We start from the raw sequence: 25,076 nt of genomic DNA on the forward strand, positions 1-25,076 counted from the left end.
GCGGGCGGGGCTGCCGGAGCGGGCCCGGTTGCCGTGCGGCGGCCTACGCTGCGCAGCCCATCAGCTTGAGGCCGGTCGGGAGGTATGACTTGGCGAAGTGGGTCAGTTCGTTGCGGAGCTTGAGAGACTTCTGTCCCTTTGCTTCCAAGACATCGATCTGGAGGATATAGATCTGCTGCCTACCCCGGTAGGTACAGCGATTCACGACGAAGACACCATCGTCGGCCACCACTCCGTCGTCGCCGATCGCGGCTCTCTCGATGTTCCTGAACTTCAAGGGCGTGCGACTGAAGTTCATGGCGTCGATCTTCAACTGGTGGCGATTTCTTCATCGCTGTCTCCGGCCACCCGCTCGGAGTAGATCAAGTGATTGAAAATGTGTGCACAGGCCTCCTGCAGCGTTTTCACCCGGGATTCCCAGGTGGATGCGAGCCTGGTGAGTGCCGCGCCGGATGACAGATGGTCACCGGCGAGCTCGGCCCCGGCCTGCTTGCTGTTCTTGTCCGCATGGCCGCCGGCCGCCTTCAACCCGCCGTGCAGTCGGTAAGCACAGTGGGCGACGTGGGCCAGGTCGCTCGATGTGACCACGTAATCACCGTTGTCTCCGCCACTCTTCGGTGCGGCGTGGTTCAGCTGCATATGGGGTGAACTTCGCTGTGCCGCCTCGGACTTGACTTGAGCCCACTCGGCTGCGAACGACATAGGCACCGCCTCATCGGATCCACCGATCTGCCGTAGGCCCACGCTACGACCAAGTCGCCTACCGTGTACAAGACTTGGCAAAGTTTCCGCATGCAGGGAGTCGGTTCTACGATTCGGTACGCAAGTCACCGAAGCCCGGTATCGGCATAAAGGCCTTGACCGGGTCCGCGGCCGACTGCGACTCTCGGCCGGTGAACGCAGCGGACTGGGAACGACGGGTGGCGGACGCCTGGGCGTCGATCGACCGGCATGGCGAGGAAGACTTCCTGGCCCTGATCGAGAGGCTTGCCGCCGAGGCCCCCGCCGCCAATGGCGACGGCATTTTCGAGCGTGCGGCCGCCCTTGATACGACCGGCCACTCCGACCTGGCCATACCGCTCTACCAGCAGGCCCTTGAGCTGGGCCTCACCGGCGAGCGCAGGCGACGCGCCATCATTCAGATGGCCAGCTCGCTGCGGAACGTCGGACAGGTGGAGCGAAGCGTCGAGCTTCTGACGGCCGAAATGACGGCCGGTTCGGACCACTTGGACGACGCCGTACGCGCCTTCCTCGCCCTGGCCCTCGTCGACACCGGGCGGGAACGGGAGGCCGTCTCACTGGCGCTCGGTGCCCTGGCTCCCCACCTTCCCCGCTACCAGCGGTCGCTGGGCAATTACGCGAGGCTGCTGGTGGCGGATGCGGAAAGCCGGTAAAACACCGATCGGTAGGTAGATTGCCGCCCATGAGCCCAAGCGGACCCTTTGATCTGGTGATATTCGACTGTGATGGCGTGCTCGTGGACAGCGAGCCGATAGCCATCCGGGTGGATGCCGTGATGCTGGCCGACCTGGGATGCCCCTTCACCGAAAAAGAGATCATCGAGCGCTTTGTGGGGTCTTCGGGCGAGGTGTTCAAGGCGGCCATCGAGGAACGGCTGGGGCGCAGCCTGGAAGATGACTGGTGGAAGCCGTATGAGCACCTGTACCAGGAAGCCTTCGACGCCGAATTGACGCCCGTCGACGGCATCGCCGAAGCGCTGACACGGCTCACCATGCCGATCTGCGTCGCTTCGAACGGCGGCCACACCACAATCCGGCGGAATCTCCGTACCACCGAACTCCACCACCACTTCGAGGACCGCATCTTCAGCGCCCAGGACGTGGCGAAGGGCAAACCCGAGCCCGACCTTTTCCTGCATGCGGCCCGCACCATGGGTGCCGATCCGGCACGGTGCGCTGTTGTCGAGGACAGCGGATATGGCGTCGAGGCGGCCCGGGCCGCGGGCATGTGGGCGTTCGGGTATTGCGGTGGGGGACTGACACCGGTTGAGCGGCTGCGGGGGCCGGGCACGGTGGTCTTCGACGATATGCGGGAGCTCCCCGGGCTGCTGAGTCACTGCGAGGGTGGATCCCGGTGGGAGACTGCTGGCCTTGGCGGGGCGTAATACCCGTCATACACTTCTGGCGTGGCCAAGACCAGGATCAGTATCAGCCTCGACAGTGATCACGCTGAGCGCATCCGTGCCCACGCAGAGCGTGCGGGTATGGACGTCTCGGCCTATCTCGTCAATGCGGCCACTCGGCAGATGGCCGAGGTGGAAGCCGCCGAAGCACAGTTTGCGCAGGTAGATGCCTTGATTGCGGAGGCCGAGGCGGAGGCCGAGTCTCTCCCGCCGCTGCCTGAGGTCGATGACGACGACCTTACGGAGGAGGAGCGCCGAGAGGTTCAGGAGGCACTGAAGCTCGTCTACGATGAGCGACTTGTCATCGCCGAGGACTGGCATGCAGAACTCTGGCTGGACGATGCCGAGAACATCGCTCTGTATCACCGAGTCTGGGAGACGCTGAATGAATCGGCTGTGTATGGCCGTCAGGCTCGCCGGATAATCACCCGTGCGCGGGCGTCACTTGACCTTGCGTAAGCAACATCGGGAAACCCGTGAGGAACGGTGAGAAACAATGGGAAACGCCGGAGGTGACGAGAAACATCCCTGCGTACCGTCCTGCACATGAACTCGAGGCCCGTCTCCGTACCCCGCCGCGTCCGTCCCGACTGGCTCCCGCCCGAGGGGACCCTCGACAGCGTGGCCGCCGGCCGCTGGTGGGACGCGATCGCCATCGACGGCCTGCTCGGTGTCGCCGCAGCGAAGCACCTCGGGTATCTGGCGAAGGGCCGCACCGGCCCCATCGTGTGTGACCCTCTTGGACCCCGGCGCCGCACCTACTTCCTCGCCCCGGCCGGGACCGCCGACCGGTGGTCGGAGCCGGGCACCGTTCCGCTCGGGGAGAGCTGCTATGTCGTCATGAACGGCACCCTGGAAGCGGATGAGGGAACCGTTCACTGGCTCCGTCCTCCCCTGTGCCGCTACCCCGAACTGTTGGTGTCGCCCGGCCTGTTGCGCACTGCATTGGCAGCGGCACGGGCCGAGTCCGGGGCTGCGCAGTGGCTGGCCTCGGGGGAGGATCATCCGGCCGTTGCCCGTGCAGCCTGGCTGAGAGGAGGGGCTGCCACGCTGCGGACCGGCGTGCACTTCGACGTCCTCCACCTGCCCGCAGCGCTCGTGGTGGGGCACATCCGGGGCATCAAGGACCGTGCGGCAATCGAGCGCGTCTTCCATGCCGTTGGCGTCGACAGTGCGGTGATCGTCTCCCGGTCACGGGACCGGTACAGCGTGCTCGTACCGCCCGGCAGCGTACGCCTCGGCGAGGGTCGCCACTGCAACTACCTTGAGTTTCACCCCCGTACCGGGTGGAGCCGCCGGGTGCGTACTGGATCCTTTCGGCACCGCACGGGGCGGACATGCTCTGCGACCCACTCCATGTGGAGAAGCTCATCAGGAGCATTCCCTGACGGTGCCTCACATCGGCACCGGAAGGTAGGATTTTCCAACTGACTAACCAGGCTGCGGTGCAGCCGGATTGGGGACATTGTGCTGCCCGTATCCGACCATGAACTGATTCGCACGACGATCGCACGCAACAACCTTGCCCTCGACGACCGTCGCTTCGAGGACTGCATCGCGACCTATGCACCCGATGGTTCGATCGCCGGCCGCACCGGCCATGCCGCCATTCGCGAATTCATGCTCGGCCAGGACCTGGCGACCAAGCCTGAACTGCAGCGCCGTCATGTGAACACCAATATCGCGATTGAACTGTACGGGGACGAAGCCGAGGCGGTGAGTGACCTGTTGATCTACGACAAGCTGGCCGACGGGCTCTGGGAGCTGGTCGCGGTCGGCCGCTATCACGACAGCTTCGCCCGCCAAGCCGACGGCGCCTGGCTCTTCACCAGCCGCAGCCTCGAGTTCCTCTGAGAGCCTGCAGCTCGGCGCCCTGTCACATACCCGACGGGGCGCCGTTCACCGGATGATCCATTGCTGAGTGTCGTGGAACACGTTCGTCCATTGCTGGGCTCGGGCGCCATTGCTGTGGCTCCCGTTGGAAATCTCAAGAACTTTCCAGCTGTTCTGGTTTCTGAACTGATACCCGCTACCGGCCCCGTCAAATATGTACCACTTCTGAGTGTTGATATCCACGCAGTCCCACTGCTGGGCCGGAGCCCCGTCATCCGTGCGGGAATCCGCGATTTCCAGGCACTTCCCGCTTGCATAGTTTCTGATGCGTGTGAGATTGCCTGTGTCCTCCAGATACCACCACGACCCTGCCTGGTTGCCGCAGTCCCACTGCTGGGCTCGGGCGCCGTTGTCTCCGCTGGAGTTTTCAATCTCCAGGCACTTGCGGCTCTCTACGTTGACCAGATGCACCAGACGCGGGGCGGCCTGGCCGGTGCCGGGTGATGCCAGGACCGCAGCGGCGGCGGCCGGTGCGGCTATCAGGGCGATGAGTTTCGACGCGCGCTTCATTGTCGACTTCCTCTCGGTTTTAGGAGTCAACGCGTGTTTGACGCCGAACAGTTCACCAGGGGGTCAGGGGAAGGTCAACACCCTTTTCTTCTTTCCTTTTGGGGGCAGCGTCTGAAATTTGGCACCGACTGGCAGGAGTATTGCTCTCGGCAATTCATTCTCCACCGAAAATGACAACCTGAGGTCGGAACGAAAGGGGTGGATGTCCATCTAGCATGCCTAAAGCCGTGGGATACCGGATTGTCCGGTTCCCCTATTGGGCTCAACTCCATTGACCGTACGGTTGGATTCGTGGTCGCCACGATGAGCCCCGTCGCCCAGCAGCTGGTCTGCAGCGCCCCGAGTGCCGAGCTGAGCGGTGCCGTGCTGGGGTATCGGGGCTTTCGCTTCGGGCCACGGGCGCCGCGGCGCAGGCTGATGGTGCCTGATGGGGTGGTGAAGGCGATGCTGGGCTTTGGAGCAAGGCTCGACATGGTGGACGCGGTGGAACCGCGCACCGTGGCCTCGGCCACCTCGCTGGTCAATGGGCTGCGCACCACGGCGACCATTGGGCAGCACCATGGGCAACTGCACGGCATCACGGTGCTGTTGTCGCCATTGGCGGCCTACCGGATTTTCGCCGTTCCCATGACCGAGTGGTGCCGGCTGACTCCGGACCCCGCCGACCTGCTGGGCCGTGGCTTCGGCCGGCTCATCGAGCGGCTGGCCGAATGCCCCGACTGGCCGTCGCGTTTCGCGCTGCTCGACCGGGAGCTGGCCGCCCGGCTGCGTACGGGGCCCGGCTGTGCTCCCGAAGTGGTCCGGGCCTGGGGCGCGTTGCGGCGTACCGGTGGCCGGACGGGGGTGGGCGAGCTGGCCGCCGAGACCGGCTGGAGCCGCCGCCACCTGGAGCGGCGGTTCCGTGAGCAGATAGGGCTGACCCCCAAAGGGGCCGCACAAGTGCTGCGCCTGCAGGCGGCGTTACGGCTGAAGCAGGGCGGCATGCCATGGGCCCTGGCGGCCACCGGAGCCGGATTTCACGATCAATCGCATTTCGCCCACACCTTCAAGGGGATGGTGGGGTGCACCCCGGGCAGGTTCCACGATGCGCGCTCGGCCGGGAGCCCGGACGACGATCCCCTGGACTTCCTGCCCGAGCAGGTGACCAGCATCCTGCTCGCCCGGTGACCACCGGGCATCAGACGGGGGCGGGGCGGCGAGCGGGTGAAGCCAGGAGCAGCAGCAGGCCGGGCAGCCCGGCGACCGCCGTCATGGTGATGGCGATGGGTGCGACATGGCCCGCCGCCAGCATGGGGGTGACGATCGCCGAGCCCAGTGGCGGGGTCGCCTGCATCAGGGTGCGCAGCAATGCAAAGGCGCGGCCGTGCAGTTCATGGGGAATGCGCCGCATGCGCAGTGACTGCGCCCAGATGGTGAGGGGCGCGCTGAGCAGGCCCACCAGGAAGAAGCCCGCGCCCACCGCGAGGACCTGGGGGGCCGCCAGCAGGGCGAGGAAGGTGCAGCCGGCCGCGGCCTGCACCGCGGCGATCGCCCGGACCGGCGACCAGGACGACGGGCTGAACGACCCGGCCAGCGCACCGCCGGTGAACTCGCCCACCGCGGTGGCGGTGAGCAGGACGCCGAGGGTGGTGGCTCCGCCGGAGAGCTGGTGCCTGGCCAGCCAGGGCGCGGTGACCAGCAGCATGCCCTCGGCGATGTTGAAGGCCATGAAGGCCGCCGTGGTGCCCACGATCACCCGGTCACGGCCCACGTTCCGCAAGGACACCGGGTCGGCCGCGGGGGACGGGGCGGCGGGGCGCAGTGGCTGCCGTACCAGCGCCGTGGCGAGCGCAAAGGCCAGGAAGGAGGCACTGTCGACCGCGAGGACGGCGGGTGCGCCGATCGCGCCGGTCAGCAGCCCCGCGGCCGCGGGGCCGATTGCTCCGGCCAGGCTGAAGCTCAGCGTCTCCAGGGCGTTGGCGGCGTCCAGTTGGGTCTCCTCGACGAGCGCGGGGATCGCCGAGGGGAAACCGGCCAGCGGCACCATCTTGAGCGCTCCGTACACTCCGGCGACCGCGAACGGCAGCCAGGCGGGTGTGGCGTGGAAGGCCGCGGACAGGGGGATGGTGGCCACGGCTGCCGCGCGGAACAGACAGTCGGCGATCAGCACCGTCCGTTTGTCGAACCGGTCCAGCAGGGGTCCGACGGCGAGCCCGCCCAGCAGGACCGGGGCGGTGTAGCACACGCCGAGCAGCCCCAGCCGGGAGGTGCCGTGGGGCTGGTCGAGGACCAGCCAGGACAGCGCGACAAAGGTCATCCCGTCGCCGATCAGCGAGACCGTGGCCCCCAGCCAGAGGCGGCGGAAGTCCGTCCGGCCGAGTACGGCCGCATAGCGCCGCATCATGCGCCGCGCTCGTGCTCGAGCAGCCTGCGCTTGATCTCCAGGCCGTAGTAGTAGTGGCCCAGTGAGCCGTCCGAGCGCACGATCCGGTGGCAGGGGACGAACAGTGGTACCAGGTTTCCGGCGCAGGCCGCACCGGCCGCCCGGGCCGCGCGTGGATTGCCCGCCGAGGCGGCCAGCTCCGTATAGCTGCGGGTCTGGCCGGGCGGTATCCGGCGCATGTTCTCCCAGGCGGCGTAACGGAAGCCGTCCCCCCGCTGGTTGATCCGGACCGAGTCGAGTGCCCTGACCTCTCCGGCGAAGTAGGCGCGTACCGCGGCCGCCGCGGCGTCGGTGTCACCGGCACCGGAGGGTGGCCAGGGAGGGAGCTCCAGTTGGGCGGGGTCGTCGGTGAACCCGGCCGCGTAGACGCCGTGTTCGTCGGCGGCCAGGCTGAACGGGCCGACCGGGGTCGGCACGGTGGTGGCGTGCAAGGGGTGGTCCTTCCGGAGATCAGGGCGTGGGCGCCCGTAGGTACATCAGGGCGTGAGCGCCCGTAGGTGCATGGCGGCGTAGGAGCGCCAGGGCCGCCAGCGGTCGGCCAGTTCGCCGAGTCGGCGCGGATCGCCGCCGAGGAGCCGCACGGCCTCGCGGAGGCGGGGGTCATCGAGGGGGAACGCGTCGGGGTCGCCGAGTGCGTGCCGGGTGATGCGGGCGGCCTTCTTGGGGGTCAGGCCGGGAAGGCGGCGCAGCAGGGCGGCGGTCTGCTCGCGGTCGGCGTCCCGGTCGAGTCGGAGGGTTCCGTCGTGGACGGCGCAGGCCAGCGCTCGGATGGCGATGGCGCACCGTTCGGGCACCCCGGCGGACTCCAGGTCCGCGTCGGCCAGTGCCTGCGGGGTGGGGAACAGGTGGGTGAGGCCCGGCTCGGGGGATTGCGTCGACTGGCCCCAGCGGGAGACCAGTCGGGCGCCGAGGGTTCGCTCCCGGGGGCCCAGTACGGTGCGGACCGCGAGCTCGAGGCCGTCCACGTGCCCGGGGATCCGCAGTCCGGGGCGGGCCTCGTCGAGCGGGCCGATCAGTGGGTCGGGGCGGAGCACGTCCGAGATCATGTCCGGGTCGGCGTCGAGGTCGAACAGTTCGCGGCACCGCCGGACCGCGGTGGCCAGGTCGCGCAGATCGGTCAGGCCCAGTCGCAGCGTGGCCTGCGCCGCCCCGATGCGCAGCGCGATCCAGGCGGTGGAGCGGGGCAGCCGGAGGGTACGGCGGTACTCGCCGTCCCGGACCGTTTCCACTCCGGTCAGCGTCCGTCCGTCGAACCAGTCCAGCAGGGGTGCCGCGGGCAGCGGCGGGCGAAAGCCCAGCCGCAGCGTCAGCGGCTGCCCGTCCCCGGCCGCCCCCGGGCCGCGCAACTCGCCCGGGGTGCACCCGAAGGCGGCCCGTATCCCATGGTTGAACTGGCGCACACTGGCATAGCCCGCGGCGAAGGCCACCTCGGTCAGCGGCAGCGCCCGGGACTCGATCAGCAGCCGGGCGACCCGGGCCCGGCGGCTGAGCGCCAGCGCCTGCGGACCGGCCCCGACCTCGGCCGTCAACTGCCGGTGCAGGTGCCGCTCACTGACCGCGAGCCGGCCGGCGAGCCCGGTGACCCCGACCTCGTCCACCAGGCCGTCCTCGATCAGCCGCAGCGCCCTGGCCACCAGGTCGCCGCGGATGTCCCAGCCCGGCGAGTCGGGTGCGCTCCTGGGGCTGCACCGCAGGCAGGCACGGAATCCGGCCGCCTCGGCCGTCTCCGGGACCGGGAAGAACCGGGTGTTCTCCCGCTTGGGCGTGCGGGAGGGGCAGATCGGCCGGCAGTAGATACGGGTGCTCGTCACCGCCACCACAAAGCGCCCGTCGAACCGCGGGTCACGGCTGGCCATCGCTCGGTAGCAGGTCTCAAAGTCGAACACGGGACCATTGTGGGGAGTCGAGCGCCGGTTGTCCGGCCATGATCGGACCTGGTGGTGGGACGGCGGCCGGCCGGGGGCGGGGCCCGGGGTGGCTCAGACGAAGTCCGCGTGCAGGGTGGAGGGGACCTCGAGCGCATAGGCGTCGAGCGCGTCCTCCAGTGCGATCCGGCCGCGCAGCAGCAGGTCCAGCAGTTCGTTCTGCGGGCGGTAGGCGCACTCCCGGCACAGATCGTTGTGCAGCGGGTCGGAGGTCTCCCAGGCCGCGCGGGCCTCGCCGCGCAGGACCTCGGCATAGCCGTCCCGGAGGACGTCGCCGATCCGGTAGTGGCTGTTGTGGTGGACCTGGGGGCAGGGGTAGAGGTGGCCGTCAGTGCCCACGGCGGTGACGAAGTGGCTGTAGTGGCAGCGGTCGAAGTCGGGGCCGGACGAGGCCACTTGGTGGCGGGAGGAGACGGAGACCTCGTAGCCGGGGGCGGCCAGCCGGGCCGCCTCGTGGAGTTCGGCGGAGATCTCGGGTGTGGCGGGTGAGTCCAGCTCGCAGCGTAAGTAGTGCGCTCCCGCGTCCCTGGCCGCCTGGGCGGTGGCCAGGATGTCCTGGTGATTGTGCTCGGTGACGACGAAGTTGAAGCCGATGCGGAAGTCGGGGTCGATCGCCGACTGCCGCAGCAGGCCGACGTTGTCGAGGAGGGCGGGAGTGTCCCGGTGGCGGATCGTCTCGAGCCCGGCCCGGACCCAGGTGTGGGTGGTGGCCACGCACTCGGCCATGGCGGGCCGGCCCAGCCGGGAGCCGTCGGTGATCAGGCCGATGCGCAGGCCCGCCTCGTGCCCGGCGTCGCAGATGGCCGGATAGCCGGGGTGGCCGGTGCTCTCGCCCGGGCCGCGGAACGTCACCGCGTGGCCCCCGTTGGCCGCGAACTCGCCCAGCAGCGTGATGGCGTGCTCGGTGGAGATGGTGCCGCCCGGGAGGCTGATGCGCATATGGACCGGGTGGATCCTGTGGCGCGCCACGAACTGGCGCAGCAGTTCCCCGTGGGCGAGCACCTTCTGTGGGGAGTGCGCCTGGGCGAGGCCGGTCGCAGGGGGTCCTGGAGGCTGATCCGGGGCAGCGATGGCGTAACTCCGTATGCCTGCGCCGTCGTTCATCATCGTCCTCTCGCGAGGCCAGAGGTGCGGCGCAGGTGACACTATGAGCCACTTCTATGGCCGTCAATAGGTCTAGACTGCGTCGCCTGCCTCAGTCCGCGGGCCGCTGCAGCCGGGCGACGAACTTATAGCGGTCTCCCCGGTACACCGATCTGACCCACTCCACGGGCTTGCCGTGTGCGTCCAGCGAGTGGCGGGACAGCATCAGCATCGGCAGTCCGACATCCGTGCCGAGCAGGCTCGCCTCGCGCGGGGTGGCGAGGGAGGTCTCGATGGTCTCCTCGGCCTCGGCGAGCCGGACGTCGTAGACCTCGGCCAGGGCGGTGTAGAGGGAGGTGTACTTGACGAGGTTGCGGCGCAGTGCCGGGAAGCGCTTGGCCGACAGGTGGGTGGTCTCGATGGCCATCGGTTCGCCGCTGGCCAGGCGGAGCCGTTCGATGCGCAGCACGCGGCCGCCCGGTGCGATGTCGAGCAGCCCGGCGAGCCGTTCGTCGGCCGTCACATAGCCGATGTCCAGGAGCTGGGAGGTGGGCTCGAGGCCCTGGGCCCGCATGTCCTCCGTATAGGAGGTCAGTTGCAGGGCCTGGGAGACCTTGGGCTTGGCGACGAAGGTCCCCTTGCCCTGGATGCGCTCCAGGCGTCCCTCGACGACGAGTTCCTGCAGGGCCTGACGCACCGTGGTGCGCGAGGTGTCGAACTCCGCGGCGAGGGTGCGTTCGGGCGGCACGGGGGTGCCCGGGGGCAGGGTTTCGGTCATTTCCAGCAAATGGCGTTTGAGCCGGTAGTACTTGGGGACGCGCGCGGCGCGTGCCGCACCGCCTCCGGTGCCGCCGCTCTCGGCCGTACCGTCCTCGGTCGCCATGGGCTGCCTTCCCGACTCCGATCCTGCTGCCGTCACCGGCTCCTCCGTCTGTCGCGGTCACATGGTGGCACGGGCAGAGCCCGAGGGGACCGGAGATGCCCAGGTCGACCTCGAGGTGTCGGTCCGGTAACGGAGCCGACAGCGACTCTTATACACCCTTGACACCCCTAAAGGTCTAGGCCAAGCTGCGGGCACTGGTCTAAACCATTAAAGACCACTTTTCGGTCCCTGAGGAGATTGCTGTGAAGCGTGGGCTCATAGCGGCGACGGGTGTCGTGGCCATGTTGGTGAGTGTTGCTGCCTGTGGGTCCAGCGGCGGCGACGACAACAAGGATTCGGGCAAGGGTTCCGACAAGAGCTCGGGCCCGAGTTCGAGTGCCGACTTCAAGGGCAAGACCCTGTCGATCTGGTTCATGGATGGCTCGAACCCGCGGGGCTGGACGGAGTCCGTCAAGGCCGAGTTCGAACAGAAGACCGGCGCCAAGCTGAACATCCAGATCCAGAAGTGGGACGGGATCCAGCAGAAGCTCACCACCGCGCTCTCCGAGTCCAGCCCGCCGGACGTCTTCGAGGTCGGCAACACCCAGACTCCCTCGTACGCCCAGACCGGTGGTCTCGCCGACCTCGGCGATCTGAAGAAGGAGATCGGCGGGGACTGGACCGACTCCCTCAACAAGTCCGCGGTGTTCGAGGACAAGCAGTACGCCGCTCCCTGGTGGGCCGCCAACCGCGTGGTGATCTACAACAAGAAGGTCTGGGCCGACGCGGGCATCAAGGACACCCCCAAGACGCGCGCCGAGTTCTTCAAGGACCTGGAGGCCATCCAGAAGAAGGGCGACGCCGAGCCGCTCTATCTGCCCGGCCAGAACTGGTACTTCTTCGACGGCCTGACCATCGGCACCGGCGCCGAGCTGGTGAAGAAGGACGGTGGCAAGTACGTCTCCAACCTCGGCGACCCCAAGGTCGCCAAGGCCATGGACATCTACAAGCAGTACCAGGCCTTCAGCAAGGCGCCCAAGGACAAGGACGAGGCCACCCCGCAGCAGGCGGACGTCTTCGCCAAGGGCAAGACCGGCGCATTCTTCGGCATGGGCTGGGAGGCACAGACCGCCATCAAGGCGAACCCGGCCATCGAGAAGGACATGGGCTACTTCACCATCCCCGGTGAGACGGCCGGCAAGCCCGAGGGCGTCTTCCTCGGCGGCTCCAACCTCGCGATCGCCGAGAACAGCAAGAACAAGGAGCTCGCCAAGGAGTTCCTGAAGATCGCCCTGTCCGACAAGAACGAGGGCGCGCTGGCCAAGGAGGCCGGCCTCACCCCCAACAAGGACTCCCTGGTGGCCCAGGTGAAGGGCAACCCGGCCGGTGAGGCGGGCGCCCCGGCCGTGGCGGGCGGCGGCACCACGCCGCTGATCCCCGAGTGGGCCGGGGTGGAGAACCCGCCCAACCCGATCAAGGCCTATATGACGGCCGTGCTGAACGGCAAGTCGCCGGAGGACGCCGCCAAGCAGGTCGAGGGCGACTTCAACAAGCGCCTCAGCCAGAAGCAGTGACCTCGCTTCGGCCGGGGGCCGGGCGGCCCCCGGCCGGCCATGCGCCACGCAATGCCGTTTGACAGGGGAGAAGGCGGACGACGATGTCAGCGCGGACCGAAGAGGCGGCGGCCCAGTCCGCCCCCCGGATCAGCAAGGGCGGCGCCCCGCCGTCACCCGGCAGGCGGGAACGGGCCGCCCGGGGCATCCCCTATCTGCTGATCCTCCCCACCGCCACGGTGACGGTGCTGCTGCTCGGCTGGACGCTGGTGAAGAACGGCCTGATGTCGTTCCAGAACCTCAACCCCCGCCAGCTGATCCGGCATGTCACCGAGTGGACCGGAGTGGCCAACTACCGGGAACAGCTGGGCAGTTCCGACTTCTGGCACGTCACCGCCCGGTCGGTGGTCTTCACCGCCGCCAATGTCGTTCTGATCATGGCGATCGGCTGCTTCATCGGGCTGCTCCTCGCCCGGCTGGGCACCAAGATGCGGCTGCTGCTCTCGCTGGGCCTGGTCCTCGCCTGGGCCATGCCGGTCGTCGCCGCGACCACCGTCTTCCAGTGGCTCTTCGACCAGCGCTTCGGAGTGGTCAACTATGTGCTGGACAAGCTGGGCTGGCACTCGATGCACGGCTACAGCTGGACCGGCGGACAGTTCTCCACCTTCTTCGTCATCACCGTGCTGATCGTCTGGCAGTCGGTGCCCTTTGTGGCGATCAACCTCTATGCGGCGACCACCACCATCCCCAAGGAGCTCTACGAGGCGGCCTCGTTGGACGGGGCCAACGGCTGGAAGCGGTTCACCTCGGTGACCTTCCCCTTCCTCAAGCCCTTCTTCCTGGCCACCACGTTCCTCGAAGTCATCTGGATCTTCAAGTCGTTCACCCAGGTCTTCGCGATCAACGAGGGCGGCCCCGACCGGCTCACCGAGACCCTGCCCGTCTACGCCTTCCAGGAGGGCATGGGCAGCCAGCACTTCGGCATGGGCGCGGCGATCTCGATCCTGACCATCGTGATCCTGCTGGCCCTGACGGCGTACTACCTGCGCCTGGTGCTCAAGCAAGAGGAGGACGAGCTGTGAGGCGCTCACTGCTGGGCCGCATCTGGCCGGGGGCGACGGCGGTCGTTCTCTTCATCGGCTTTGTGTTCCCGGTCTACTGGATGTTCGGCACGGCCTTCAAGGCCAACAAGGACGTCGTCAGCGAGACCCCGGTCTGGTTCCCGACCAGCCCCACGCTCGACCACTTCAAGAAGGCCGTGGACGCCGACGGCTTCTGGACCTTTGTCGGCAACTCCCTCACGGTCACCCTGGTCGCGGTCGCCCTGTCGCTGCTGATCGCACTGCTGGCCTCGTTCGCCGTGGCGCGGATGCGCTTCAAGGGGCGCAAGAGCTTCATCCTGGTGATGATGATGGCGCAGATGGCCCCCTGGGAGGTCATGGCCCTCGCGTACTACATGATCGTGCGCGATGCGGAGATGCTGAACTCCCTGGTGCCGCTGATCGCGATCTACACCATGATGGTGCTGCCCTTCAGCATCCTGACCCTGCGTGGCTATGTCTCCGCCGTGCCCAAGGAGCTGGAGGAGTCGGCGATGGTCGACGGCTGCACCCGTACCCAGGCGTTCATCAGGGTGATCTTCCCTCTGCTGGCGCCGGGGCTGATGGCCACCTCGCTCTTCGGCTTCATCACCGTCTGGACTGAATTCCCCTACGTCCTGATCCTCAACAAGGACCCCGGCAGCCAGACCCTGCCCGTCTGGATCAGTGGATTCCGCACCGCGTTCGGCGACGACTGGGGTGCGACGATGGCCGCGTCCTCGCTCTTTGCGATCCCCATCCTCATCCTCTTCGTCATCCTCCAGCGCAAAGCGGTTGGCGGCCTTACCTCCGGCGCAGTGAAGGGCTAGCACTACTCTCATGGACACGCTCACCCGTGATGCACTGACCGTCCTCCAGCCGGGTTTCACCGGTACCACCGCACCCGGCTGGCTGCTGAAGCGGCTCGGCGAAGGGCTGGCCTCCGTCGGCCTGTTCGGCCGGAACATCGCATCGCCGGACCAACTCTCCGAGCTCACCGCGCACTTGCGGGCGGAGCGGCCGGATGTGCTGGTCGCGATCGACGAGGAGGGCGGCGACGTCACCCGCCTCGAGGTCCGTACCGGCTCCTCCTTCCCCGGCAATTTCGCCCTGGGCGCGGTCGACGACACCGAGCTGACCCGGGCCGTGGCCCGGGAGCTGGGCCGACGGCTCGCCGAGTGCGGGGTCAACCTCAACTGGGCACCGTCCGCGGATGTCAACTCCAACCCGGACAACCCGGTCATCGGCGTGCGCTCCTTCGGTGCCGACCCCAAGCTGGTCGCCCGGCACACCGCCGCCTATGTCGAGGGCATGCAGGCGGCGGGCGTGGCCGCCTGCACCAAGCACTTCCCGGGCCATGGGGACACCGCCGTCGACTCGCACCACGATCTGCCACGCATCGACGTGGACCTCCAGACCCTGCGGTCACGGGAGTTGGTGCCCTTCCGGGCCGCGATCACGGCCGGGGTCAAGGCGGTGATGAGCGCTCATATCCTGCTGCCGGCGCTCGACCCGCGGCTGCCGGCCACCCTCAGCCCGCAGGTCCTGCACGGGCTGCTGCGGGCCTCCGCCGCCGAGGGCGGCCTGGGCTTCGAGGGGCTGATCATCACCGACGGCATAGACATGAAGGCCATCGCCCGTACCTATGGCATGGAACGCGGCAGCGTCCTGGCCATCGCCGCGGGCGCCGACGCCATCTGCGTCGGCGGGGGCCCGGCGGACGAGGACACCGTGCTGCGGTTGCGCGATGCGCTGGTACGAGCCGTGCGCGAGGGCGAGTTGGCCGAGGAGCGCCTCGCCGATGCCGCCGCACGGGTGCGCTCGCTGGCGCACTGGACCTCGGGTGCGGGCGCGGCGGCGGGCACCGCACCCGCACCCGAGGTGGGACTGGCCGCCGCCCGCCGTGCGCTGAGCGTGACCACCGCCACCGGGCATACGCCCCTGGTCGGGCCCGCCTATGTCGCCGCGTTCACACCCGTCGCCAATATCGCCGTGGGCGATGAGACGCCCTGGGGCGTCGCCGCCGAGCTGGCCCGGCTGGTGCCCGGCACCGGGACCGGCGCCTACGGGCCCGGCGACGCCGATGCCGCCGAACAGGCGCTCCGCGCCGCCGGGGAGCGGCGGATCGTCGCCGTGGTCCGGGACGTGCACCGTCACTCCTGGATGGCGCGGACGCTGGCGGCCCTGCTGGCCGCCCGGCCGGACACGGTCGTCGTGGAGATGGGGCTCAACCAGGCGCCGCCCGTTGGGGCGTTGCACATCGCCACGCATGGCGCCGCCCGAGTGTGCGGCCTGGCCGCCGCGGAGGTCATCGCCGGGGTGTGAGCGGCGGGGTGTGGGCGGTAACCTCCCGCCGGATGGCGCAGAAACCGGCCACACCATTCCGTTCCACCCCTGGCCGGCTGGCCCCCGCCGTACCCCGCAACCCGCTCCCTACAGGCCCTGCCAGTGCGGCTTCGCCGCATAGGTGGCGCGGAAGTAGTCGGCGAGCTTCAGCTGGGAGGCCGCTGCTTCATCGACGACGACCGTCGCATGCGGGTGCAGCTGCAGCGCGGAGGCGGGCACCAGCGCGGCGACCGGGCCTTCGACGGACCGTGCCACGGCCTCGGCCTTGCCCTCGCCGGTGGCCAGCAGCACCAGGTGGCGGGCCTCCAGGATGGTGCCGATGCCCTGGGTGATGACGTGGTGGGGCACCTGGTCGATGTCGCCGTCGAAGAACCGGGCGTTGTCGACCCGGGTCTGCTCGGTCAGCGTCTTGATCCGAGTGCGGGAGGCCAGCGAGGAGCACGGCTCGTTGAACCCGATGTGCCCGTCGGTGCCGATGCCCAACAGCTGGAGATCCACGCCACCGGCCTCGGTGAGCGCCCGGTCGTAGGCATCGCAGGCGGCCTGGACGTCCCCGGCGGTGCCGTCGGGCCCCATGAAGGAGCCCACGGTCAGCCCGAGCGGCTCGACGACCTGCCGCAGCACGGTGGAGCGGTAGGACTCGGGATGCTCGGCGGGCAGCCCGACATACTCGTCGAGCTGGCAGATACGGGCACGTGAGGCGTCCACGGCACCGGAGCGGACCTTGGCCGCCAGCGCCTCATAGATGGGCAGCGGAGTGGAGCCGGTGGCCACACCGAGCAGCGCGTCGGGCTTGCGGCTCAGCAGAGCGGCCATGGCCTCCGCGATGAGCTCGCCGCCTGCCTTGGCGTCCGGGACGATGACAACTTCCACGCTGGGCCTGCCGATCTTGAAGGTGGGATGTTGTGTGGTGTGGTATAGACCAATCCCAATCTAACAGAGGCAGGAGCCGAGGGCTCCGGCCGGAAGGTGTCCACCTGGTGTCCGTTTTCCCACGGGTGGGGTGCGGGGCCGTGGCAGGTTGAGGGAGATGGACCGGGGCGCCCGCAGTGGGCGGCGGGCCGTTCGCCGCCCACGGTACATCCGGCCCTGTGCGCCGACCCGGCGTGACCGGGCGTGGGGCTACTGCAGCGCCCCGCCCGTCGCGTCTATCCACTGACCGGTGACCCAGCGGCCATCGGGTGAAGCGAGGAACGCCACCACATCGGCGATCTCGGCCGCCCCGGCCACCCGCCCCAGCGGGGATGCCGCGGCGATCGCCTCCCGGGTCGCCTTGTTGGCCTCGCCGCGCAGCCAGCCCGCGTTCATATCGGTGTCCACCACGCCGGGGGCCACGGCGTTGACCGTGATGCTGCGGTTGCCGACGCCCTGGGCCAGCGTCCTGGTGAAGACGTCCAGCGCGCCCTTGGTCATGGCATAGGTGATGACCTCGGGCATCAGCGCGCGATGCGTCAGACCGGTCGAGATGTTGATGACCCGCCCCCCTTCCCGCATGCGCTCCAGGCCCAGCTTGGTGATGAAGAACGGCGCCTTGGCGTTCACCGAGAAGACATGGTCGAAATCCTCCGGTGCGATCTTGTCGATGAACTCACGAACACCGTCCGTACCGGCGTTGTTGACCAGGATGTCCACGCCCTCGGCGTGGGCGTCATAGGCCGCCCACAGCTCCTCCGCATCGCCCGGTGCGCCCAGCGTCGCGCGGATCGCGAAGGCATCGCCGCCGGCCGCCCGGATCGCGGCGACCGTCTCCTTCGCCGAGGTGTCATCGCGCCCGTAGTGGACCGCGACCCGCGCGCCCTCCCGGGCCAGCCGCTCCGAAATGCCTCGCCCGATGCCCCTGCTGCCGCCCGTCACCAGTGCCGTCTTGCCCGTGAGCGCACCCATGATGAGGCCCCCTTGTTTCGCTAGTGGTCGTTACAGAAAGAACAGTAGCAGAGATTTTTGAGTGAGCGCTATAGAATTCGTCCGTGGCTACCAAACAGCGCGGGCGCCCGCGGTCGTTCGACCGCGCGACCGCCCTTGAGCGAGCGATCCAGACCTTCTGGGAGCAGGGCTACGAGGCGACCTCCATCGCCGACCTGACCCAGGCGATGGGCATCGGGGCACCCAGCCTCTATGCCGCGTTCGGCGACAAGAAGACCCTGTTCACGGAGGTCGTCGAGGAGTACGGGCAGACATACGGCGCGTTCCTCGGCCGGGCCCTGGAGGAGGAGCCGACGGCCCGCCGGGGGGTCGAGCGGATGCTACGGGAGGCAGCCGTCGAATACACCGCGGCCGGGCACCCGCACGGCTGTCTGGTCATCGCGGCCGCCACCAACGTCGGTTCGGCGTCGGCGGATGTGATGGAGGCCCTGCGCATGCGGCGGGAGGCCAACTCGCTGGCCATGGAGCGGGCGATCGCCGCGGATGTCGCGGCGGGGGAGCTGCCCCCGGATGTCGATCCGCGGGCACTCGCCCGGTTCACGGCCGCCACGGTCCAGGGAATGTCGCAGCAGGCGCGGGACGGGGCGAGCCGTGAAGACCTGGAGGCGGTGGCCGAGTTGGCACTCCGGGCCTGGCCCGGTCCAGCGGAGCGCCCGGAATCTCCGAAGCGCCCTGAGCCCTCAGCGCTGGCATAGCGAGCCCCGGCGCACCCTCAACCCCGCACGCCGCCAACCCAATTCCGCGATCCCGCGCGCTGGTAACCCCGACGGACCGGCACCTCCCCACCGGCACCAGCCACATAGTTCCGGCCCACCACGACCCACCAGTCCCGCGCGCTGGCAACCCCGACGGACCGGCGCCATCCCACCGGCACCAGCCACATAGTTCCGGCCCACCACGACCCACCTAGTGGCCGGGCCGCGGCGCCTGGCCGGGACCCTCAACCCGGCCGGGGCCGCAGCCCGGAGCGGAGGTCGGCCGTCCGGGCCGCGGGGTGTGCGGGTCCCGCATGCGGAGCGGTCGACCGGTGGCCGTGGCGCGGTCAGGGCAGAGAAGCGCCCGGCCTGGTTCCGCCCCCTTGTGCGGAGGGGGCGGAAGTCATGTGCCCATTGTGGACTAGACCATTCGTCGTTGTCCATGCCTCTGCGGGGCCCAGGAGGCCCGGTAGGCTCGCAAACGTGCCCTCCATGAACGACCTCGTACGCCAGCACACCGCCCTCGACGACTCGGACCTCGAGTGGCTCCATCTGTTGGTGTCGGAGTGGCAGCTGCTCTCCGACCTGTCCTTCGCCGACCTCGTCCTGTGGATCCCCACCCGGGACGGTACCCGTTATGTCTCCGTCGCCCAGATGCGGCCCAATACCGGCCCCACCTCCTACCAGGACGACATGGTGGGCCACCTGGTGCCGCGCGGTCGCCGCCCGATGCTCGACGCGGCCCTCGACGAGGGCCGGATCGTGCGGGAGGGCGACCCGGAGTGGCGCGAGGAGGTGCCGGTCCGGGTCGAGTCCATCCCGGTCCGTCGGGAGGGCCGGGTGCTCGGCGTCATCGCCCGTAACACCAATCTGCTGACCGTGCGGACGCCGAGCCGGCTGGAGCTCACCTACCTCCAGAGCGCCTCCGACCTCGCCCAGATGATCGCCGCCGGGGCCTTTCCCTTTCCCGGCCAGCAGGTCGACATGGACGCCTCCCCGCGCACCGGTGACGGGCTGATCAGGCTGGACGCGGATGGGATCGTTCAGTACGCCAGCCCCAACGCGCTCTCCGCCTACCATCGGCTCGGCCTCTCCGCCGACCTCGTCGGCCATCATCTGGGGGAGACCACGGCGGAGTTGGCGCCCACCCGAGCCCCCGTCGACGAGGGGCTGGCCAAGCTCGCCAGCGGTTGGGCGCCCCGCGAGTTCGAGGTCGAGGCCAATGGCGGAGTCATCCAATTGCGGGCCATTCCGCTCAAACCCAAGGGAACTCACATCGGTTCACTCGTACTGCTGCGCGATGTGACCGAACTGCGTCGGCGTGAGCGCGAGTTGATCACCAAGGACGCCACCATCCGGGAGATCCACCATCGGGTGAAGAACAACCTCCAGACCGTGGCCGCCCTCTTGCGCCTCCAGGCGCGCAGGATCGGTTCGGCCGAGGGCCGCGAGGCGCTCGAGGAGGCGGTTCGACGTGTCGGTTCGATCGCGATCGTCCATGAGACGTTGTCGCAGAACCTTGACGAGCGTGTCGAGTTCGATGAGATCGCCGACCGGGTTCTCGCCATGGTCGCCGAGATCTCCCCGGGCCGGGTCATCACCCGCCGTGCGGGTCGCTTCGGCATTCTCGACGCCGAAGTGGCCACCCCGCTGTCGATGGTCCTGACTGAATTGCTGCAGAACGCCCTGGAGCACGGCTTTGGTCCGGGGGAGCAGGGAACGGTTGAGGTGACCGCCGTGCGCAGCGGCACCCGGACCGATGCCCGGCTGCTGATCTCGGTGCAGGACGATGGCCGCGGGCTGCCGGAAGGCTTCGATCCGCACCGCACCGGCAATCTGGGCCTGCAGATCGTCAGGACCCTGGTCGAAGGGGAGCTCGGCGGAGGTTTTGACATGGTGCCCGCTCCCGGCCGGGGAACGCGGGTGGTGCTGGACATTCCGGTGGGCGCCGAGAAGCCGTGAGGCGGCGGAATGCTGACAGCACAGCGCCGACAGCACAGCGCGGACAGCACTGAGCCCCGGACCCGATGCGGGTCCGGGGCTCAAAGCTTCACGTGCTGAGCACAGGGGGGATACTGCGCGCTGCGGCTCGGGGGCCGAGGGGCGTCGTGGAGGGGAGTGGTCAGGCGGTCGCGTTGCGCGCCCGGTTGCGAGCGGCGCGGCGCTTCATCGCGCGGCGCTCGTCCTCGCTGAGGCCACCCCAGACGCCGGAGTCCTGGCCGGACTCGAGCGCCCACTGCAGGCACTGCTCCATCACGGGGCAGCGACGGCAGACGGCCTTGGCTTCCTCGATCTGCAGCAGCGCAGGACCGGTGTTGCCGATGGGGAAGAACAGCTCGGGGTCTTCCTCGCGGCAAACGGCGTTGTGACGCCAGTCCATGGCTGCTCCATCTCCTCGTATTGCGGCTACGTTGCTTGTGAATGTGAACGCTTTCACGAATCCCCTCACAAGGGAAGGGCCAACGCCCAGCCGAAGACTGGTGCGGTCCAGGAAGAGTGAGGGGGTTCGGGCAATTAGGGAAGCCAAGATGAGCGGCCGTCCCGATCGCCAAGAAGAGACTCGCAAACCTCGACGGCGGATACAACCCCTTCTGGAAAGTTTTTTTTGATTCCTCGGTGTCGACTAGGTCACAGCCGTACTTCCAGGGGGTGGAACCCAGCCTAAACGTTCGAGTAGAAGGACTTTAGGCCCTGGCACTCACACAATCACACGCAGTGCTCGACGAACGCCTGTGAACGTCACGCTGGTACGCAGTCCCAGGTGGTCACCGTCCATCTGAAACGGCAAAGGGACCTGCGAATGCAAGGTGAAGGACGTCTGGTCATGCAATGACACAGCGTGCTTGCCGTGCGGACCGCGCTCCGGGGTCGAGGTCAGCAGCTGACTGATGTGGCGGCTGGCTGTCAAGGAGGTCAGTTTGGTGAGTCCCAGCACGTCAAGGGCGGTGTCAAAGGACGCCTGGGGTAGCGCGAAGACCGGCCGGTTGCCCAGATAGGTCCATGGCGAGGTGTTGCAGATTATCGACATAACGAGATTCTCGAGTGGCTCCTCGCCAGGCCGTTCGAGGGTGATTGTGCCGTGCCGTCGATTCGATTCGCCGAAGAACTGACGCATGACCTGTCGCACATACAGGGAATGCGTCGAACGTTTGCCGTGCTCCCGCTGCTGCTCGACCCGCCCGACGACGCCCGCGTCGAAGCCGAAGCCCGCGCAGAAGGTGAACCAGCGCGGAGGCACCCCCTCGTCCTGGCTTCCCGGGGTGCCCGCGGCATGGCCCAGGCCGATCGTGCGTTCGGTGCCCTCGCGCAGCGCGTCGAGCAGGGCGCCGGTCGCCTCGACGACATCGTTGGGCAGGCCCAGCGCGCGGGCGAACACATTGGTGGAGCCGCCGGGAACCACGGCCAGGCGCGGCAGGCTCTCGGGATCGGGGCCACGGTGCAGCAGGCCGTTGACCACCTCGTTGACGGTGCCGTCACCGCCGAGCGCGACCACGAGTTCGGTGTTGCCGCCCTCCGCCGCGGCCCGGGCGAGATCGCGGGCATGACCCCGGTATTCGGTGGTGGCGACCTCCAGCTTGAGGTCGCTGGCGAGCGCGTGCACCAGGACATCGCGCGTACGGGCACTGGTGGTGGTGGCCGAGGGGTTGACCACGAGAAGCGCACGCATGCGCGCCAGCCTACCTACCTGTCGGTACACGCCTCATCCCAGGTCTGCCTCCGTCGGCCAAGGCACTCAACAAGGCACTCAACCGGAGCGGGGCTACCCTGCTGGGGTGAGCAGCAAGCAGTCCGGGCTGAAGTCCGCCCGTAAGAGCGCCCCCCGCGAGCGCGGTGAGAGCAAGCCCCCGGCGACCCCCGCGCAGACCGGCCGCCGGCCCGCCCGGCTGACGGCCGCCGCGGCGCTCACCGCCCTGCAGGGCGTGGCGCTGGTCATCAGTGGGGTGTACCTGCTGGTCATGGGGCTGTTGGGTAAACCGGACAGCCCACGACAGGCGGAGATGGCCGGGCTGACCGTGCTCGCGCTGGCCGTGCTGCCGCTGGCGGCGGCGCGCGGACTGTGGCTGCTGCGCCGCTGGAGCCGCGGCCCGGCGATGATCACCCAGCTGATGGCGCTGCCGGTCGCCTGGACGCTCTACAACGCCGGCGGCGCCTTGATCGCGGCGGCAGTGGCGCTGGCGCTGGTCGCCGTGGCGACCCTGGGCCTGCTGGTGAATCCCACGGCGACCGAGGCGCTGGGCATCGGCCCCCGCGCGGACTAGCTCCCAAGCGGACACCGAGGGCCCGCACCAACAGGCCCTCAGCACGCACAATCAATCCGACCCGCACAGACCCGCCCGCACACACAATCCGGCATCAGCCCACTAAACAACCCCCACCACGACCCACCTACTCCTCGATCAGCAGCCGCTCGCGGAGCTGGGCGAGGGTGCGGGCGAGGAGCCGGGAGACGTGCATCTGGGAGATGCCGACCTCCTGGGCGATCTGGGACTGGGTCATATTGCCGAAGAAGCGCAGCAGCAGGATCTTCTTCTCGCGTGGCGGCAGGTCCTCCAGCAGTGGTTTGAGGGACTCGCGGTACTCGACGCCCTCCAGTGCCTCGTCCTCGGCGCCGAGGGTGTCGGCGACGGCGGGTGATTCGTCGTCGGTGTCCGGTACGTCCAGGGAGAGGGTGCTGTAGGCGTTGGCGGACTCCAGCCCCTCCAGCACCTCTTCCTCGGAGATCCCCAGGTGCTCGGCCAGTTCATGGACGGTGGGCGCCCGGCCGTGCCGCTGGGAGAGTTCGGCGGTGGCGGTGGTCAGCGCCAGGCGCAGCTCCTGCAGCCGGCGCGGCACCCGAACCGCCCAGCCCTTGTCCCTGAAGTGGCGTTTGATCTCCCCGACGACCGTGGGCGTGGCATAGGTCGAGAACTCCACGCCCCGGTCCGGGTCGAACCGGTCCACGGACTTGATCAGGCCGATGGTGGCGACCTGGGTCAGGTCGTCGAGCGGCTCGCCCCGATTGCGGAACCGCCGTGCCAGGTGCTCCACCAGGGGCAGGTGCATCCGCACGAGGTGATTGCGCAGCTCGGCCCGCTCGGGTGAGCCCTGGGGGAGCTCCCGCAGCTTGACGAACAGGGCCCGCGCTCCGCTGCGGTCGTGCGGGTTGAGGTGCTGCCCCTGATGGTGCTGGTACTGATCCATGTGGTCCGCCCGCTCAGGTGGGTCACTCGCCTGGTCCGGCTCCAGAGCCGCCGCATTCCCCGAATGATGTCGGGCAGGCTGCTGCGGGATGGCCGGGGTACGCACTTCCCGCGATGATGCAGTACTCACGGAGCCCCCTCTTCCGTCACGGCTGTCCGGGGCCGGCGCCGCGCTTCTTGTGCAGGCTGATGCTGACCGTACGGTCGTCCGCGACAGTGGAGTCGACCTCACCGGCCAGTGCGGAGAGCACCGTCCAGGCGAAGGTGTCGCGCTCGGGCGCGCGGCCGTCCGTGGTGGGTGCCGAGACGGTCACCCTGAGGGCGTCGCCGACCAGGCGGAAGACGCAGCTGAGTACGGAACCGGGAACGGCCTGTTGCAGGAGGATCGCGCATGCCTCGTCCACGGCGATGCGCAAGTCCTCGATCTCGTCGAGGGTGAAGTCCAAGCGGGCCGCGAGGCCGGCTGTCGCCGTCCGCAGCACCGACAGGTAGGCACCCGCAGCGGGCAGCCGGACTTCCACGAAGTCCTGGGTCGTCCCAGGCTCGCCTGCGATTGGGGACACCCTCACCTCCAAGGTGGCACAAGCTTCTTGAGCTGTTATGGGCGTCGGCCCCGCGCCCTTCGGTCGAAGGGTGACACAGGCCGCCGCGGCATATTTCCGGCTGCGACGCTATCGCGATCTGCGGATCCCTGCCGCACCCCCGCGACTGTCACTCATGGTAAGCCCATGAGTACGGAAAGTGGCTAGGGGTCTGAGGTCTCAAATCGAAAGAGAAGTCGGCCTGTTGGGATTTTCGTCACTCTGCGCGAGTGCCGCAAGACCGCGGAGAGCATCTCCGGACAGCCGCTGTCCGGTCCAACCATCCAGCGGCTCCGCACCGATGGACTTGTAGAAGTTGATCGAGGGTACGTTCCAGTCCAGCACTGACCATTCAAAACGCTGGTAGCCGCGCTCCACGCAGAGCCGCGCGAGGACCGCGAGAAGCGCCTTGCCGTGTCCGCTGCCGCGCGCCCCCGGACGGACATAGAGATCCTCCAGATGAACACCGTGCGTGCCCGTCCAGGTGGAGAAGTTGCGGAACCAGAGCGCAAAGCCCACGACTTCGCCGCTGGCGGCACCGCCATCCCCTGAGCTGCCGTCACTCTCCGCTATCAGCGCGAAGACCGCCGGATGCGCCCCGAAAAGCGCCTCGCGCAGCTGTTCCTGGGTGGCCCGCGCTTCCTCTGCCGCCCGTTCGTAGTCGGCGAGTTCACGGATCATCGCATGGAGGACGGGAACGTCGGCGGGGACCGCGGATCGGATCATGCGTGCATGCTAGGCGCTCCGCTGGATGTATGGTCAACCGGCCGCGGGCCGTCCATGGCCGGCCGCGCCCACGCGGCGGAGCCGCACGGTGTCAGGGCCCCGCGCCCGTTACGGGCGCGGTACCGCACCGGACTTCCATGGGCCCGCTCGGCGGG

At 68.6% G+C, this 25,076-nt stretch carries 27 protein-coding genes and 1 pseudogene; 13 read left to right on the forward strand and 15 right to left on the reverse strand.

Going from position 1 to position 25,076, the window contains the following annotated elements:
- Positions 1-43: 43 nt before the first annotated feature.
- Together ABCR83_RS21035 and ABCR83_RS21040 are read right to left on the reverse strand one after the other, a co-directional pair.
- Positions 44-313 (reverse strand): hypothetical protein, encoded by a 270-nt coding sequence (locus tag ABCR83_RS21035; protein WP_462696650.1) that lies wholly within the window; start codon positions 311-313, stop codon positions 44-46.
- Positions 310-639 (reverse strand): hypothetical protein, encoded by a 330-nt coding sequence (locus ABCR83_RS21040; RefSeq protein ID WP_462696651.1) that lies wholly within the window; start codon positions 637-639, stop codon positions 310-312. The genes ABCR83_RS21035 and ABCR83_RS21040 overlap by 4 nt, the downstream gene beginning before the upstream one ends.
- A 254-nt stretch (positions 640-893) precedes the next feature.
- On the opposite strand from ABCR83_RS21040, the gene ABCR83_RS21045 reads away from it, so the two are divergent.
- The 5 genes and pseudogenes from ABCR83_RS21045 (at position 894) to ABCR83_RS21065 (ending at position 3,997) form a co-directional block, all read left to right on the forward strand.
- Positions 894-1,394: a tetratricopeptide repeat protein gene (locus tag ABCR83_RS21045; RefSeq protein ID WP_462696652.1), complete on the forward strand. Its 501-nt coding sequence runs from the start codon at positions 894-896 to the stop codon at positions 1,392-1,394.
- A 29-nt stretch (positions 1,395-1,423) separates the two neighbouring features.
- Positions 1,424-2,125 (forward strand): HAD family hydrolase, encoded by a 702-nt coding sequence (locus ABCR83_RS21050; RefSeq protein ID WP_462696653.1) that lies wholly within the window; start codon positions 1,424-1,426, stop codon positions 2,123-2,125.
- A gap of 300 nt (positions 2,126-2,425) precedes the next feature.
- Positions 2,426-2,602: pseudogene (locus tag ABCR83_RS21055) on the forward strand (Scr1 family TA system antitoxin-like transcriptional regulator); the annotation flags it as partial.
- A gap of 87 nt (positions 2,603-2,689) precedes the next feature.
- On the forward strand, positions 2,690-3,574 hold the full coding sequence (locus tag ABCR83_RS21060; protein WP_462696654.1) for a hypothetical protein: 885 nt from the start codon (positions 2,690-2,692) through the stop codon (positions 3,572-3,574).
- A 36-nt stretch (positions 3,575-3,610) separates the two neighbouring features.
- A complete protein-coding gene (locus tag ABCR83_RS21065) occupies positions 3,611-3,997 on the forward strand; it encodes a nuclear transport factor 2 family protein (protein WP_462696655.1) in 387 nt (128 codons plus the stop codon).
- Positions 3,998-4,042: 45 nt separating this feature from the next.
- Here the strand turns inward: ABCR83_RS21065 and ABCR83_RS21070 are convergent, their stop codons facing one another.
- Entirely contained in the window at positions 4,043-4,546 is a 504-nt protein-coding gene (locus tag ABCR83_RS21070; protein ID WP_462696656.1) for an RICIN domain-containing protein, read from the reverse strand.
- 291 nt (positions 4,547-4,837) lie between these two features.
- Between ABCR83_RS21070 and ABCR83_RS21075 the strand changes: the two genes are divergently transcribed.
- Positions 4,838-5,713 carry a helix-turn-helix domain-containing protein gene (locus ABCR83_RS21075; RefSeq protein ID WP_462696657.1) on the forward strand — a complete coding sequence of 292 codons (876 nt, stop codon included), beginning with the start codon at positions 4,838-4,840 and terminating at the stop codon, positions 5,711-5,713.
- A 10-nt stretch (positions 5,714-5,723) separates the two neighbouring features.
- Here ABCR83_RS21075 and ABCR83_RS21080 read toward each other — a convergent pair whose 3' ends face one another.
- The 5 genes from ABCR83_RS21080 to ABCR83_RS21100 form a co-directional block, all read right to left on the reverse strand.
- Entirely contained in the window at positions 5,724-6,929 is a 1,206-nt protein-coding gene (locus ABCR83_RS21080) for an MFS transporter (RefSeq protein WP_462696658.1), read from the reverse strand.
- Complete coding sequence (locus ABCR83_RS21085) at positions 6,926-7,399, reverse strand: methylated-DNA--[protein]-cysteine S-methyltransferase (RefSeq protein ID WP_462696659.1); 474 nt, start codon at positions 7,397-7,399, stop codon at positions 6,926-6,928. The genes ABCR83_RS21080 and ABCR83_RS21085 overlap by 4 nt, the downstream gene beginning before the upstream one ends.
- A gap of 45 nt (positions 7,400-7,444) precedes the next feature.
- Positions 7,445-8,854, reverse strand: coding sequence for an AlkA N-terminal domain-containing protein (locus ABCR83_RS21090; RefSeq protein WP_462696660.1), 1,410 nt, complete (start codon positions 8,852-8,854; stop codon positions 7,445-7,447).
- A gap of 93 nt (positions 8,855-8,947) precedes the next feature.
- Entirely contained in the window at positions 8,948-9,997 is a 1,050-nt protein-coding gene (locus ABCR83_RS21095; RefSeq protein WP_462696661.1) for an SPASM domain-containing protein, read from the reverse strand.
- A gap of 91 nt (positions 9,998-10,088) precedes the next feature.
- Positions 10,089-10,859, reverse strand: a complete 771-nt coding sequence (locus ABCR83_RS21100; RefSeq protein ID WP_462696662.1) for a GntR family transcriptional regulator — start codon at positions 10,857-10,859, stop codon at positions 10,089-10,091.
- A gap of 242 nt (positions 10,860-11,101) precedes the next feature.
- Here ABCR83_RS21100 and ABCR83_RS21105 point away from each other — a divergent pair, with 242 nt between their 5' ends.
- The 4 genes from ABCR83_RS21105 (at position 11,102) to ABCR83_RS21120 (ending at position 15,795) form a co-directional block, all read left to right on the forward strand.
- Positions 11,102-12,412: an extracellular solute-binding protein gene (locus ABCR83_RS21105; protein ID WP_462696663.1), complete on the forward strand. Its 1,311-nt coding sequence runs from the start codon at positions 11,102-11,104 to the stop codon at positions 12,410-12,412.
- Positions 12,413-12,495: 83 nt separating this feature from the next.
- Positions 12,496-13,473, forward strand: coding sequence for a carbohydrate ABC transporter permease (locus ABCR83_RS21110; protein ID WP_462696664.1), 978 nt, complete (start codon positions 12,496-12,498; stop codon positions 13,471-13,473).
- Positions 13,470-14,300: a carbohydrate ABC transporter permease gene (locus ABCR83_RS21115; protein ID WP_462696665.1), complete on the forward strand. Its 831-nt coding sequence runs from the start codon at positions 13,470-13,472 to the stop codon at positions 14,298-14,300. The genes ABCR83_RS21110 and ABCR83_RS21115 overlap by 4 nt, the downstream gene beginning before the upstream one ends.
- Positions 14,301-14,310: 10 nt before the next feature.
- Positions 14,311-15,795, forward strand: coding sequence for a glycoside hydrolase family 3 protein (locus ABCR83_RS21120; RefSeq protein ID WP_462696666.1), 1,485 nt, complete (start codon positions 14,311-14,313; stop codon positions 15,793-15,795).
- A gap of 108 nt (positions 15,796-15,903) precedes the next feature.
- Here ABCR83_RS21120 and nagB read toward each other — a convergent pair whose 3' ends face one another.
- A complete protein-coding gene (gene nagB, locus ABCR83_RS21125) occupies positions 15,904-16,689 on the reverse strand; it encodes a glucosamine-6-phosphate deaminase (protein ID WP_462696667.1) in 786 nt (261 codons plus the stop codon).
- Positions 16,690-16,938: 249 nt separating this feature from the next.
- Positions 16,939-17,700, reverse strand: coding sequence for an SDR family oxidoreductase (locus tag ABCR83_RS21130; protein ID WP_462696668.1), 762 nt, complete (start codon positions 17,698-17,700; stop codon positions 16,939-16,941).
- An 83-nt stretch (positions 17,701-17,783) separates the two neighbouring features.
- On the opposite strand from ABCR83_RS21130, the gene ABCR83_RS21135 reads away from it, so the two are divergent.
- Both ABCR83_RS21135 and ABCR83_RS21140 read left to right on the forward strand, forming a co-directional pair.
- Complete coding sequence (locus ABCR83_RS21135) at positions 17,784-18,434, forward strand: TetR/AcrR family transcriptional regulator (RefSeq protein WP_462696669.1); 651 nt, start codon at positions 17,784-17,786, stop codon at positions 18,432-18,434.
- Positions 18,435-18,926: 492 nt separating this feature from the next.
- A complete protein-coding gene (locus tag ABCR83_RS21140; RefSeq protein ID WP_462696670.1) occupies positions 18,927-20,396 on the forward strand; it encodes a sensor histidine kinase in 1,470 nt (489 codons plus the stop codon).
- A gap of 160 nt (positions 20,397-20,556) precedes the next feature.
- Here ABCR83_RS21140 and ABCR83_RS21145 read toward each other — a convergent pair whose 3' ends face one another.
- Positions 20,557-20,814: a WhiB family transcriptional regulator gene (locus ABCR83_RS21145; protein WP_004937597.1), complete on the reverse strand. Its 258-nt coding sequence runs from the start codon at positions 20,812-20,814 to the stop codon at positions 20,557-20,559.
- A 318-nt stretch (positions 20,815-21,132) separates the two neighbouring features.
- Positions 21,133-22,101: a diacylglycerol/lipid kinase family protein gene (locus ABCR83_RS21150; protein WP_462696671.1), complete on the reverse strand. Its 969-nt coding sequence runs from the start codon at positions 22,099-22,101 to the stop codon at positions 21,133-21,135.
- Positions 22,102-22,207: 106 nt separating this feature from the next.
- Between ABCR83_RS21150 and ABCR83_RS21155 the strand changes: the two genes are divergently transcribed.
- On the forward strand, positions 22,208-22,693 hold the full coding sequence (locus ABCR83_RS21155) for a hypothetical protein (protein WP_462696672.1): 486 nt from the start codon (positions 22,208-22,210) through the stop codon (positions 22,691-22,693).
- A gap of 127 nt (positions 22,694-22,820) precedes the next feature.
- Here ABCR83_RS21155 and ABCR83_RS21160 read toward each other — a convergent pair whose 3' ends face one another.
- The 3 genes from ABCR83_RS21160 to ABCR83_RS21170 form a co-directional block, all read right to left on the reverse strand.
- A complete protein-coding gene (locus ABCR83_RS21160) occupies positions 22,821-23,720 on the reverse strand; it encodes an RNA polymerase sigma factor SigF (protein WP_462696687.1) in 900 nt (299 codons plus the stop codon).
- A gap of 40 nt (positions 23,721-23,760) precedes the next feature.
- A complete protein-coding gene (locus tag ABCR83_RS21165; protein WP_071962378.1) occupies positions 23,761-24,177 on the reverse strand; it encodes an ATP-binding protein in 417 nt (138 codons plus the stop codon).
- A gap of 198 nt (positions 24,178-24,375) precedes the next feature.
- The gene (locus tag ABCR83_RS21170; RefSeq protein ID WP_462696673.1) at positions 24,376-24,921 is read right to left on the reverse strand and encodes an N-acetyltransferase family protein; all 546 of its coding nucleotides are present in this window, start codon (positions 24,919-24,921) and stop codon (positions 24,376-24,378) included.
- Between the last annotated feature and the right edge of the window lie 155 nt (positions 24,922-25,076).

Source organism: Streptomyces xingningensis (assembly GCF_054957865.1).

What these genes read in the sequence shown, in the direction of transcription:
- ABCR83_RS21095 (WP_462696661.1), bottom strand. Translation starts at nt 9,997, where the DNA reads ATGAACGACGGCGCAGGCATACGGAGTTACGCCATCGCTGCCCCGGAT.
- ABCR83_RS21150 (WP_462696671.1), bottom strand. Translation starts at nt 22,101, where the DNA reads ATGCGTGCGCTTCTCGTGGTCAACCCCTCGGCCACCACCACCAGTGCC.
- ABCR83_RS21070 (WP_462696656.1), bottom strand. Translation starts at nt 4,546, where the DNA reads ATGAAGCGCGCGTCGAAACTCATCGCCCTGATAGCCGCACCGGCCGCC.
- ABCR83_RS21140 (WP_462696670.1), top strand. Translation starts at nt 18,927, where the DNA reads ATGAACGACCTCGTACGCCAGCACACCGCCCTCGACGACTCGGACCTC.
- ABCR83_RS21080 (WP_462696658.1), bottom strand. Translation starts at nt 6,929, where the DNA reads ATGATGCGGCGCTATGCGGCCGTACTCGGCCGGACGGACTTCCGCCGC.
- ABCR83_RS21040 (WP_462696651.1), bottom strand. Translation starts at nt 639, where the DNA reads ATGCAGCTGAACCACGCCGCACCGAAGAGTGGCGGAGACAACGGTGAT.
- ABCR83_RS21145 (WP_004937597.1), bottom strand. Translation starts at nt 20,814, where the DNA reads ATGGACTGGCGTCACAACGCCGTTTGCCGCGAGGAAGACCCCGAGCTG.
- ABCR83_RS21050 (WP_462696653.1), top strand. Translation starts at nt 1,424, where the DNA reads ATGAGCCCAAGCGGACCCTTTGATCTGGTGATATTCGACTGTGATGGC.
- ABCR83_RS21110 (WP_462696664.1), top strand. Translation starts at nt 12,496, where the DNA reads ATGTCAGCGCGGACCGAAGAGGCGGCGGCCCAGTCCGCCCCCCGGATC.
- ABCR83_RS21120 (WP_462696666.1), top strand. Translation starts at nt 14,311, where the DNA reads ATGGACACGCTCACCCGTGATGCACTGACCGTCCTCCAGCCGGGTTTC.
- ABCR83_RS21060 (WP_462696654.1), top strand. Translation starts at nt 2,690, where the DNA reads ATGAACTCGAGGCCCGTCTCCGTACCCCGCCGCGTCCGTCCCGACTGG.
- ABCR83_RS21170 (WP_462696673.1), bottom strand. Translation starts at nt 24,921, where the DNA reads ATGATCCGATCCGCGGTCCCCGCCGACGTTCCCGTCCTCCATGCGATG.
- ABCR83_RS21100 (WP_462696662.1), bottom strand. Translation starts at nt 10,859, where the DNA reads ATGGCGACCGAGGACGGTACGGCCGAGAGCGGCGGCACCGGAGGCGGT.
- ABCR83_RS21130 (WP_462696668.1), bottom strand. Translation starts at nt 17,700, where the DNA reads ATGGGTGCGCTCACGGGCAAGACGGCACTGGTGACGGGCGGCAGCAGG.